Source organism: Bacillus sp. 166amftsu (genome assembly GCF_900107445.1).
Classification (GTDB): domain Bacteria; phylum Bacillota; class Bacilli; order Bacillales; family Bacillaceae_G; genus Bacillus_A; species Bacillus_A arachidis.
In genome coordinates, this window is the sequence record NZ_FNQA01000009.1 from 122,307 (window position 1) to 134,168 (window position 11,862).

At 36.1% G+C, this 11,862-nt stretch carries 10 protein-coding genes and 1 rRNA gene; 7 read left to right on the top strand and 4 right to left on the bottom strand.

Annotated elements, in window-relative coordinates; translation table 11 throughout:
• Positions 1-129 precede the first annotated feature (129 nt).
• The 4 genes from jag to rpmH all read right to left on the bottom strand — a co-directional run bounded on the left by jag (position 130) and on the right by rpmH (position 2,128).
• Positions 130-747 (bottom strand): RNA-binding cell elongation regulator Jag/EloR, encoded by a 618-nt coding sequence (jag, locus tag BLV40_RS19060; protein WP_090692834.1) that lies wholly within the window; start codon positions 745-747, stop codon positions 130-132.
• The gene (gene spoIIIJ / locus BLV40_RS19065; RefSeq protein WP_026592169.1) at positions 744-1,511 is read right to left on the bottom strand and encodes a YidC family membrane integrase SpoIIIJ; all 768 of its coding nucleotides are present in this window, start codon (positions 1,509-1,511) and stop codon (positions 744-746) included. The genes jag and spoIIIJ overlap by 4 nt, the downstream gene beginning before the upstream one ends.
• 58 nt (positions 1,512-1,569) lie before the next feature.
• Complete coding sequence (gene rnpA / locus BLV40_RS19070; protein ID WP_090692836.1) at positions 1,570-1,917, bottom strand: ribonuclease P protein component; 348 nt, start codon at positions 1,915-1,917, stop codon at positions 1,570-1,572.
• Positions 1,918-1,993: 76 nt separating this feature from the next.
• Positions 1,994-2,128: a 50S ribosomal protein L34 gene (gene rpmH / locus BLV40_RS19075; protein WP_000831901.1), complete on the bottom strand. Its 135-nt coding sequence runs from the start codon at positions 2,126-2,128 to the stop codon at positions 1,994-1,996.
• Positions 2,129-2,691: 563 nt separating this feature from the next.
• Between rpmH and dnaA the strand changes: the two genes are divergently transcribed.
• The 7 genes from dnaA to BLV40_RS19110 all read left to right on the top strand — a co-directional run.
• Positions 2,692-4,032 carry a chromosomal replication initiator protein DnaA gene (dnaA, locus tag BLV40_RS19080; protein ID WP_026592171.1) on the top strand — a complete coding sequence of 447 codons (1,341 nt, stop codon included), beginning with the start codon at positions 2,692-2,694 and terminating at the stop codon, positions 4,030-4,032.
• Positions 4,033-4,209: 177 nt separating this feature from the next.
• Positions 4,210-5,355, top strand: coding sequence for a DNA polymerase III subunit beta (gene dnaN / locus BLV40_RS19085; RefSeq protein ID WP_026592172.1), 1,146 nt, complete (start codon positions 4,210-4,212; stop codon positions 5,353-5,355).
• 127 nt (positions 5,356-5,482) lie between these two features.
• Positions 5,483-5,695, top strand: a complete 213-nt coding sequence (gene yaaA / locus BLV40_RS19090) for a S4 domain-containing protein YaaA (RefSeq protein ID WP_026592173.1) — start codon at positions 5,483-5,485, stop codon at positions 5,693-5,695.
• A gap of 12 nt (positions 5,696-5,707) precedes the next feature.
• Positions 5,708-6,835 (top strand): DNA replication/repair protein RecF, encoded by a 1,128-nt coding sequence (recF, locus tag BLV40_RS19095; RefSeq protein ID WP_026592174.1) that lies wholly within the window; start codon positions 5,708-5,710, stop codon positions 6,833-6,835.
• Positions 6,836-6,873: 38 nt separating this feature from the next.
• Positions 6,874-8,796: a DNA topoisomerase (ATP-hydrolyzing) subunit B gene (gene gyrB / locus BLV40_RS19100; RefSeq protein ID WP_035415036.1), complete on the top strand. Its 1,923-nt coding sequence runs from the start codon at positions 6,874-6,876 to the stop codon at positions 8,794-8,796.
• Positions 8,797-8,884: 88 nt separating this feature from the next.
• A complete protein-coding gene (gyrA, locus tag BLV40_RS19105) occupies positions 8,885-11,356 on the top strand; it encodes a DNA gyrase subunit A (RefSeq protein WP_026592176.1) in 2,472 nt (823 codons plus the stop codon).
• Between the two features lie 240 nt (positions 11,357-11,596).
• A 16S ribosomal RNA gene (locus tag BLV40_RS19110) occupies positions 11,597-11,862 on the top strand; the annotation flags it as partial.

An 11,862-nucleotide genomic window follows, 5' to 3' on the forward strand; every position in this document is an offset into this window, starting at 1 on the left:
TCATTTTATTATGTCCTCATGTAAAAAACACTAAACTTATTCACAGTGGATAAGTCTAGTGTTTTTAGTTATCCACAATTTATTTTTTCATACACTCACAAAAAAACCGGTACTCAAATGAGCAACCGGTTATTTGGAAGATATTACTACATGCCGATGTGGTTCTTTACCTTCAGAAGTTGTAATTACATTCGGATGATTGGACAATGCTTGATGAATAATTTTTCTCTCAAAAGAGGGCATTGGTTCTAATACAACATTTTTTTTAGTTACCATTACCTGTTTTGCTAATCGATAAGAAAGCGATTCTAACGTATCTTTTCTCTTACTACGATAGTTTTCAGCATCAATTGTAATACCGATATATTGCTTCGTATTACGATTTGCAACAAGTTTTGTTAAATATTGTAAAGAATTTAACGTATGGCCTCTTTTTCCGATTAATATCCCTACATCTCTCCCAGAAAGTGTGAATTCAATTTCTCGACCTTTTACATTTTTCGTAATCATCACTTCCACACCCATTTCCCGAACAACACTTTTTAAGTACTGCTCAGCTTCTTGGATAGGATCTTTCTTCACTACAACTTCCACGATAGCTGGACGATTCCCTATAAGGCCGAGGAACCCTCTCTTGCCTTCATCAACAACGTTCACATCTACTTGATCCCTTGAAACTTTTAATTGTCTTAAAGCATCTTGTACTGCCAGCTCGACTGTTTGTCCTTTAGCAGTAATTATACTCACTTGCTTGATCCTCCTGCCTTACTAGCCTTAATGTCAGGCCCTTTGATCATATACATTTGAGCAATACCAAAGATGTTACCAACTACCCAGTATAGTGATAATGCTGCTGGGAAGTTAATTGCGAAGACTAAAATCATGATCGGCATAAGCCAAACCATCATTGCCATTTGTGGGTTTTGTCCAGCAGTACCTGCCATGGCAACCTTTTGCTGAATAAATGTTGTGATTGCCGCAACAACTGGAAGGATATAGTACGGATCTGCCTGACCTAAATCAAACCATAAGAATGTATGTTTACTAATCTCTGCCGTTCTCATAATCGCATGGTAAAATGCGAATAAAATCGGCATTTGAACAAAGATTGGTAAACAACCTGCTAATGGGTTTACACCATTCTTTTGATATAGCTGCATCATTTCTTGTTGCAGTTTTTGTTGTGTTGCTTGGTCCTTAGAGCTATATTTCTCTTTTAATTTCACCATTTCTGGTTGCAGCGCTTGCATTGCTTTCGTACTCTTCGTTTGTTTAATCATTAATGGTAATAACGCAAAACGAATAATAAGAGTTGTAACAACAATCGCTAAACCATAATTATTACCAAATAATTTTGCAAAATACGTGATTAACTGAGAAAGCGGGTATACGAAATATTCATTCCAAATCCCTGTGCTTTTCGATGTAATCGGCAGATTTGTTTCACTACAGCCTGCAGTAACTGCCATTAATGCAATAACCATGGCTAGTAAGCCTATCTTCTTTTTCACAGCCTACTCCTCCTTGTTTCGGTATGTATATAGTGTAATTCATTTTCCTTTCCCTACGCTACTTGTTTGTTATTTTCATACCAGAGCGCTTAAAGGCATGAATTAAGCTTTTCTTCAATTGTTCATATGTCATATCTGCACAAGGCTTCCTTGCTATTATAACAAAATCTTTTCCAGAATCTATCTCATCTTTTAATTCTGTAATCGATTGGCGAATCATACGCTTAATTCGATTACGCACTACTGCATTGCCCAACTTCTTGCTAACGGAAAGACCAATTCGAAAGTATGGTTGCTCCACTTTTTCAAGCTGATATACCACAAACTGACGATTTGCATTTGATTTCCCATTTTGAAAAACATCCTGAAATTCATCATTTTTCTTTACACGATTCTTTTTCTTCATATCAATTGACACTCCTGTATTTCATCAGCGGAAATTCATTATTACTAGAAAAAAAGACCACTGAACGATCAGTGGTCTACGCAGATAATACTTTTCTTCCTTTACGACGACGAGCTGCTAGCACTTTACGTCCGTTCGCTGTGCTCATACGGCTGCGGAAACCATGTACTTTGCTGCGCTTACGTTTATTTGGTTGGTAAGTTCTTTTCATTATATGACACCTCCCTGAGGAATATCTGTTAAAGACAGTCTTATAAATTATAGTTAATCAACTAGGAAAATGTCAATGGTTCTCCAAATTTTCATCAAATATTCATATTGAACCTATTCACAAATTTTTTCACAGCTATTTTATTTTGTTGTGGATAATGTATTTTTTATTTTTTTATATCCACAAATTATTTTCCCGCTTTTACACAGTATATCGTATTGTGGACAAGTTTATTCCACAAGGTATTGATTTTGTGGATAACTTTTTGAATTTCATTGCTATAGCTATCTTTTTTTGATATTATAGTTGTGTTTTCACCTTGAACAAGTTTTCCACAGTTTTAATTTATCCACAATTTGTGCATAACATGTGGACAGTTTTAATCACATGTGGGTAAACACTTGTCCACATTTGTGTTTTTTGTCGAAAACTCTATCTCGTATACAAACGACGTTTTTGGGTTTTAAAATACGTTTCGTATAAATATACATTTACGTTTTGGAAGGTTGTACAATCATTGCGCAACCTTATTCTTTTACCATCTTTGTAAAGGAGGGACACCTTTGGAAAATATCTCTGATTTATGGAATAGTGCCTTGAAAGAACTAGAAAAAAAGGTGAGTAAACCAAGTTATGAAACGTGGTTGAAATCCACTAAAGCACATGCTTTGAAAAAAAATATATTAACGATTACAGCTCCAAATGAATTTGCTCGTGACTGGCTAGAATCTCATTATTCAGAACTGATTTCAGAAACACTTTATGATTTAACAGGAGCAAAACTAGAAATTCGCTTTATTATTCCCCAAAGTCAAACTGAAGAGGAGATTGACTATCCTCCTGCTAAAAAGAAGAGAATAAATGATGAATCTAGTCACTTACCACAGAGCATGTTAAATCCAAAATATACGTTTGATACATTTGTTATTGGCTCTGGGAACCGTTTTGCTCATGCAGCTTCATTAGCAGTTGCTGAAGCACCAGCCAAAGCATATAACCCGCTATTTATTTATGGGGGCGTTGGGCTTGGAAAAACACACTTAATGCACGCAATTGGCCATTATGTCATTGAGCATAATCCAAATGCCAAAGTGGTTTATTTGTCATCGGAAAAATTTACAAACGAATTTATTAACTCAATTCGAGATAATAAAGCGGTCGACTTCCGTAATAAATATCGTAATGTTGATGTCCTGCTTATAGATGATATTCAATTCCTTGCTGGAAAAGAACAAACACAAGAAGAGTTCTTCCATACATTTAATGCATTGCATGAAGAAAGTAAGCAAATCGTAATCTCAAGTGATCGACCGCCAAAAGAGATTCCAACATTAGAAGATCGCCTTCGTTCCCGTTTTGAATGGGGGCTTATTACAGATATTACGCCGCCAGATTTAGAGACGAGAATTGCAATTTTACGAAAGAAAGCGAAAGCGGAAGGCCTCGATATCCCAAACGAAGTCATGCTCTATATTGCAAATCAAATTGACTCGAACATCCGTGAATTAGAGGGTGCACTTATTCGAGTTGTTGCTTATTCATCTCTAATTAATAAAGATATAAATGCAGATTTAGCTGCTGAAGCACTTAAAGATATTATTCCAAACTCTAAACCAAAGATTATTTCTATCTATGATATTCAAAAGGCTGTTGGAGATGTTTTTCAGGTTAAATTAGAGGACTTTAAAGCAAAAAAACGTACAAAATCAGTCGCATTTCCGCGCCAAATTGCAATGTATCTATCACGTGAGTTAACAGATTCATCTTTACCTAAAATTGGGGAAGAATTTGGTGGACGTGATCATACAACCGTTATCCATGCGCACGAAAAAATTTCAAAGCTATTAAAGACTGATACGCAACTGCAAAAACAAGTTGAAGAAATCAATGATATTTTAAGGTAGTAGCTGAATAGTGTGAATAACTTTATTTGTTTTACACACAGTCTATCCACATGTAGATAGACTGTTTTTCCGTCTCTAAATACAGTTATCCACATATCCACAAGCCCTATTACTATTACTACTATTTTTTATCTTTATTAAATAAATAAAATCTTATATTTCCCGGAGGTTTTTATTATGCGTTTTACAATTCAAAAAGACTATCTTGTAAGAAGTGTACAAGATGTAATGAAAGCAGTTTCCTCTCGTACAACAATTCCCATTCTTACAGGAATTAAAGTTGTTGCAACTGAAGAAGGTGTTACGTTAACAGGAAGCGATGCTGATATTTCAATTGAATCTTTTATACCAGTTGAAGAAGATGGAAAAGAAATTGTTGAAATTGAACAATCAGGAAGTATTGTTTTACAAGCAAAATATTTTAGCGAGATCGTAAAAAAATTACCAAAAGATACAGTAGAAATTTCTGTAGAAAATCATTTTATGACAAAAATAAAATCTGGAAAATCAGAGTTTAATTTAAATGGCTTAGATTCTGCAGAATATCCATTATTACCACAAATTGAGGAGCACCATGTATTTAAGCTTCCAACAGATTTACTCAAACATATGATTCGTCAAACTGTATTTGCTGTTTCAACTTCAGAAACGCGTCCAATCTTGACAGGTGTAAACTGGAAGGTGTATAACAGCGAGTTGACTTGTATTGCAACAGATAGTCACAGACTAGCACTTCGTAAAGCAAAGATTGAAGGTCATACAATTTCTGAGGAATTTCAAGCGAATGTTGTTATTCCTGGAAAAAGTTTGAATGAATTAAGTAAAATTTTAGATGAGTCTGAGGAAATGGTAGATATCGTCATTACAGAGTATCAAGTATTATTCCGAACGAAACATTTATTATTCTTCTCAAGATTATTAGAAGGAAATTACCCAGATACAACTCGATTAATTCCAGCAGAAAGTAAAACAGACATATTTGTGAATACAAAAGAGTTTTTACAAGCAATTGATCGTGCTTCTTTGCTAGCAAGAGATGGTCGCAATAATGTTGTAAAATTATCAACGTTAGAAGAGCAAATGCTAGAAATTTCTTCAAATTCACCGGAAATCGGGAAAGTAGTAGAAGAAGTTCAATGTGAAAACGTAGAAGGGGAAGAATTAAAAATTTCCTTTAGTGCAAAATATATGATGGACGCATTAAAAGCGTTAGATAGTACAGAAATTAAAATTAGTTTTACTGGAGCAATGAGACCGTTCTTAATTCGTACAGTAAATGATGATTCCATCATCCAATTAATTTTACCGGTTCGTACTTACTAAGTGAGAGTGAGGGTTGCTAGTTAAAATATGCTAGTAGCCCTTATTTGATTTTCGGGGTATTACTTTCCTAATGCTGGTTTATTTAGTACAATGAAAGAATGAACACTTTCAGAAAGTGAGAGATTTTATGAAACGTATTAAGATTTCAACAGAGTATATTACACTAGGGCAATTTTTAAAGTTAGCTGATGTAATCGATACAGGTGGCGCTGTTAAATGGTTCTTACAGGAGTATGAAGTATACGTCAATCAAGAGCCTGAGAATAGAAGAGGCAGAAAGTTATATGCAAATGATATTATTGAAATTCCGGGAAACGGAACATTTCAAGTTCAATCATAAAGGGGGAGCCCTTTGTATATTACAGAATTACAATTAAAAAATTATCGCAATTATGAATATCTAGATCTTTCCTTTGAGGATAAAGTGAATGTAATTATTGGTGAAAACGCCCAGGGGAAAACGAATTTGATGGAAGCTATTTATGTATTAGCGATGGCCAAATCTCATCGAACTTCGAACGATCGTGAACTTATCCGATGGGATGAGGATTATGGTAAAATAAAAGGTAGATTACAAAAACGAAATAGTTCTTTGTCTTTAGAATTAAATATTTCTAAAAAAGGCAAAAAGGCAAAATTAAACCAACTAGAACAACAAAAGTTGAGCCAATACATTGGTGAAATGAATGTTGTTATGTTTGCCCCAGAAGATTTAAATCTTGTAAAAGGAAGCCCTCAAGTACGAAGACGCTTTTTAGATATGGAACTTGGACAAATAGCACCTGTCTATTTGTATGAATTAAGTCAATATCAAAAAGTGCTCACGCAGCGAAATCACTTGCTAAAAAAAATGCAAGGGAATAGTAAAAATGAGGAAACGATGTTGGATGTATTTACACTTCAACTCATTGAACATGGTACGAAAATCTTACAAAAACGTTTTGAGTTTTTGAAATTACTACAAGAATGGGCTGCTCCAATCCATCGTGGTATTAGTAGAGGATTAGAGGAGTTAGAAATAGTCTATAAACCGAGCGTAGATGTATCAGAATCAATGGATTTGTCGAAAATAAAAGAAGTATACTATGAAAGTTTTCAGTCTGTGAAACAACGTGAAATTTTCCGTGGTACAACTTTAATTGGTCCTCATCGTGATGATTTACAATTCTTCGTTAATAGTAAAAATGTTCAAGTCTTTGGTTCACAAGGACAACAACGAACAACCGCACTTTCCCTAAAGTTAGCTGAAATTGAATTGATTTATTCAGAGGTGAAAGAATACCCAATCCTCTTATTAGATGATGTATTATCAGAGTTAGATGATTATCGTCAATCGCATCTCTTAAATACAATTCAAGGAAAAGTGCAAACATTTGTGACAACGACGAGTGTCGACGGAATTGAACACGAAACATTAAAGCAAGCGAAAACAATTCATGTAAAAAGCGGCACGGTAGATTGTGAAATAGACAGAGCATAATTTCTGTTTAAATGGAAAAGTAGGTGATCTTTGTGTCAATGGAACAAAAGCAAATGCAGGAAAATTCATATGATGAAAGTCAAATACAGGTGCTTGAAGGACTAGAAGCAGTTCGAAAACGTCCTGGTATGTATATTGGATCTACAAGCGGAAAAGGTCTTCATCATCTTGTATGGGAAATTGTTGATAATAGTATTGATGAAGCATTAGCAGGATATTGTGATGAGATTAACGTTAGTATTGAAGAAGATAATAGCATTCGTGTAACGGATAATGGTCGTGGTATTCCAGTTGGTATACAGGAAAAAATGGGACGTCCTGCTGTAGAGGTTATTATGACTGTACTTCACGCTGGCGGTAAATTTGGCGGTGGCGGTTATAAGGTTTCGGGTGGTCTCCATGGCGTAGGGGCATCTGTTGTAAATGCTCTATCAACAGAGTTAGAGGTATTTGTACACCGTGAAGGTAAGATTCATTACCAAAAGTATGAACGAGGTGTTCCGGTTGCGGATTTAAAAGTAATTGGTGAAACAGATCGTACAGGGACAATAACTCGCTTTAAGCCAGATTCAGAAATTTTTAAAGAAACGACAGAATATGATTTTGATACGTTAGCAACTCGTATGCGTGAGTTAGCATTTTTAAATCGTAATATTAAATTGACAATTGAAGATAGACGTGAAAATAAGCAAAAGAAAGAGTTCCATTATGAAGGTGGGATTAAATCTTATGTTGAGCATTTAAATCGCTCGAAGCAACCGATTCACGAAGAACCTGTATATGTAGAAGGTTCGAAAGATGGAATTCAAGTTGAAGTTTCTCTTCAATACAACGAAGGCTATACAAACAATATTTATTCATTTACGAATAATATTCATACGTATGAAGGTGGTACACATGAGGTTGGCTTTAAGACTGCTTTAACGCGTGTAATAAATGATTATGGACGAAAAAACAACATCCTAAAAGATGCTGATAGTAACCTCACAGGTGAAGATGTACGTGAAGGATTAACAGCAATTGTATCTATCAAGCATCCAAACCCACAGTTTGAGGGACAAACGAAAACAAAGCTTGGAAATAGTGAAGCGAGAACGATTACAGAATCAGTTTTCTCAGAAGCATTCGAAAAGTTTTTACTTGAGAACCCAAACGTTGCCCGTAAGGTTGTAGAAAAAGGAACAATGGCAGCACGTGCACGTGTAGCAGCGAAGAAGGCGCGTGAATTAACACGTCGAAAGAGTGCGTTAGAAGTATCAAGTTTACCAGGGAAGCTTGCGGATTGTTCTTCTAAAGATCCATCAATAAGTGAGATTTATATCGTAGAGGGTGACTCTGCAGGAGGATCGGCAAAACAAGGACGTGATCGCCATTTCCAAGCAATCTTACCACTGAAAGGTAAAATTATTAACGTTGAAAAGGCGCGATTAGATAAAATTTTATCTAATGATGAAGTACGTACGATCATTACGGCAATTGGTACAAACATCGGTGGAGATTTTGATATTGAAAAAGCTCGCTATCATAAAGTTATTATTATGACAGATGCTGATGTCGATGGTGCACATATTCGTACCCTATTATTAACGTTCTTCTATCGTTATATGCGTCAAATTATTGAGCATGGCTATATTTATATCGCACAACCACCATTGTTTAAAGTGCAACAAGGGAAAAAAATTCAATATGCCTATAATGATAAAGAGCTTGAAAAGATATTAGCAGAGTTACCAGCTCAGCCAAAACCAGGCATTCAACGTTACAAAGGTCTTGGAGAAATGAACCCGACTCAGCTATGGGAAACGACAATGGATCCAGAAGTACGTTCATTACTTCAAGTTTCTCTGCAAGATGCAATTGAAGCAGATGAAACGTTTGAAATTTTAATGGGTGATAAAGTTGAACCGCGTCGAAACTTTATCCAAGAAAATGCAAAATACGTGAAAAACCTTGATATTTAAGTAAGTAATGACGGGAATCTGAGCGTTCCTGTCTTCTACGTATAAATCAATGTATGTGTAACGGAAATGTAAGAGGAGGTGCTCGTTGATGTCAGACAATCAACAACAAGCACGAATTCGAGAAATTAATATTAGTCACGAAATGCGTACTTCATTTTTAGATTACGCGATGAGTGTTATCGTATCTCGTGCACTACCAGATGTTCGTGATGGATTAAAGCCTGTGCATCGCAGGGTTTTATACGCAATGAATGATTTAGGGATTACTGCTGATAAAGCATATAAGAAATCAGCACGTATCGTTGGTGAAGTAATCGGTAAGTATCATCCGCACGGTGATTCAGCTGTTTACGAAACAATGGTACGTATGGCACAAGATTTTAGCCAACGTTATATGCTGGTTGATGGACACGGTAACTTCGGTTCTGTTGATGGAGATTCGGCTGCAGCAATGCGTTATACAGAAGCAAGAATGTCTAAGATTTCTATGGAACTATTGCGTGATATTACAAAAAACACGATAGATTACCAAGATAACTATGACGGCTCTGAAAGAGAACCGATTGTACTACCTGCACGTTTCCCTAACTTATTAGTAAATGGTACAACGGGTATAGCGGTTGGTATGGCAACAAATATTCCGCCACATCAACTGGGGGAAGTAATTGATGGCGTACTAGCATTGAGCCATAACCCTGAAATAACTATTGCAGAATTAATGGAATTTATTCCGGGACCAGATTTTCCGACGGCGGGTCTAATCTTAGGAAGAAGTGGCATTCGAAGAGCATACGAAACAGGACGAGGTTCTATTATACTTCGTGCTAAAGTTGAAATTGAAGAAAAAACCAATGGAAAACAAGCAATTATTGTAACAGAGCTACCTTATCAAGTTAACAAAGCAAGATTGATCGAGAAGATTGCGGAATTAGTTCGAGATAAGAAAATTGAAGGTATTACAGATTTACGCGATGAATCAGATCGAAATGGTATGCGCATTGTCATGGAAGTACGCCGTGATGCAAATGCAAACGTACTATTAAATAATTTATATAAACATACAGCGCTTCAAACTAGTTTCGGTATTAATATGCTGTCCCTAGTAAATGGAGAGCCACAAGTATTAAACTTAAAACAAACTTTATATTATTATTTAGAGCATCAAAAGGTAGTTATCCGTAGACGTACTGCTTATGAATTAGAGAAAGCAGAAGCGCGCGCTCATATTTTAGAGGGACTACGAATCGCATTGGATCACCTTGATGAAGTAATAACATTAATTCGTAGTTCAAAAACTGCTGATATTGCAAAACAAGGATTGATGGAACGTTTCGGTTTAAGTGAAAAACAAGCGCAAGCAATTTTAGATATGCGCCTGCAACGCTTAACAGGACTAGAACGCGAAAAAATTGAACAAGAATACCAAGACTTAATGAAGTTAATTGCTGAATTAAAAGCAATTTTAGCAGATGAAGAAAAGGTTCTTGAAATCATCCGTGAAGAATTAATGGAAGTAAAAGAACGTTTTAATGATAAAAGAAGAACAGAAATTACAATTGGTGGTATGGAAGCAATTGAAGATGAGGATTTAATCCCAGAGCAAAATATTGCTATCACACTTACTCATAATGGTTACATTAAACGATTACCTGCTTCTACGTACAAAACACAGAACCGCGGGGGACGTGGTGTACAAGGGATGGGTACGAATGATGATGACTTCGTTGAGCACTTATTGACAACGTCTACACATGATCATATTCTATTCTTCACAAACAAAGGTAAAGTATACCGTACAAAAGGATATGAAATTCCAGAGTATAGCCGTACGGCAAAAGGTATACCAATTATTAATCTGTTAGAAGTAGACAAAGGTGAGTGGGTCAATGCCATTATTCCAATTCGTGAATTTGGTGATGATCAATTCTTATTCTTTACAACAAAACAAGGTATTTCTAAGAGAACACCTCTTTCGTCGTTTGCAAATATACGTACGAATGGTTTAATTGCAATTTCTCTTCGTGAAGAGGATGAAGTAATCTCTGTACGATTAACATCTGGTGATAAGGACATTATCGTTGGAACAAGCAACGGTATGTTAATTCGTTTTAATGAGCAAGATGTGCGTTCTATGGGACGTAATGCTGCTGGTGTAAAAGCTATTACACTAGGCGATGAAGATCAAGTTGTAGGCATGGAAATTGTTGAAGAGGATATGAATGTTTTAATTGTAACAAAAAATGGTTATGGAAAACGCACACCAGTTGAGGAATATCGTCTGCAAAGCCGTGGTGGTAAAGGTCTAAAAACTTGTAATATTACAGAAAAGAACGGTAAATTAGTGGCAGTTAAATCTGTAACAGGTGAAGAAGATATTATGCTAATTACAGCTGCAGGTGTCATTATTCGTATGCCGGTTGATCAAATTTCCCAAATGGGACGTAATACACAAGGTGTTCGACTAATTCGTTTAGGTGATGAACATGAAGTTGCAACGGTAGCAAAAGCGCAAAAAGATGATGATAACGATGAGGGAAGCGAAGAAGCTTCTGAAGAATAAGAGGAGGATCTCCCCCCTCTTATTTTTTTTGGAATAGTACTTGCATAGAGAAGAGAAAGCCTATATAATAGGCAGAGTCAGCAAATGAGGGATATAAGTTATCAAAAAAACTTGTTGACGAAAATGATATATTATGTTATATTATGAAAGTCGCTGAAACGCGATATTGAACTTTGAAAACTAAACGAAACAAACAACGTGAAACGTCAATTTTTATTTTAGATGCTAGACAAACTAACTTTATTGGAGAGTTTGATCCTGGCTCAGGATGAACGCTGGCGGCGTGCCTAATACATGCAAGTCGAGCGAATGGATTAAGAGCTTGCTCTTATGAAGTTAGCGGCGGACGGGTGAGTAACACGTGGGTAACCTGCCCATAAGACTGGGATAACTCCGGGAAACCGGGGCTAATACCGGATAACATTTTGCGCTGCATGGCGCGAAATTGAAAGGCGGCTTCGGCTGTCACTTATGGATGGACCCGCGTCGCATTAGCTAGTTGGTGA

Excerpts from the sequence above, each read along its gene's own strand:
- gyrA (WP_026592176.1), top strand. The coding sequence starts at position 8,885 with ATGTCAGACAATCAACAACAAGCACGAATTCGAGAAATTAATATTAGT.
- yaaA (WP_026592173.1), top strand. The coding sequence starts at position 5,483 with ATGAAACGTATTAAGATTTCAACAGAGTATATTACACTAGGGCAATTT.
- dnaN (WP_026592172.1), top strand. The coding sequence starts at position 4,210 with ATGCGTTTTACAATTCAAAAAGACTATCTTGTAAGAAGTGTACAAGAT.
- gyrB (WP_035415036.1), top strand. The coding sequence starts at position 6,874 with ATGGAACAAAAGCAAATGCAGGAAAATTCATATGATGAAAGTCAAATA.
- rnpA (WP_090692836.1), bottom strand. The coding sequence starts at position 1,917 with ATGAAGAAAAAGAATCGTGTAAAGAAAAATGATGAATTTCAGGATGTT.
- rpmH (WP_000831901.1), bottom strand. The coding sequence starts at position 2,128 with ATGAAAAGAACTTACCAACCAAATAAACGTAAGCGCAGCAAAGTACAT.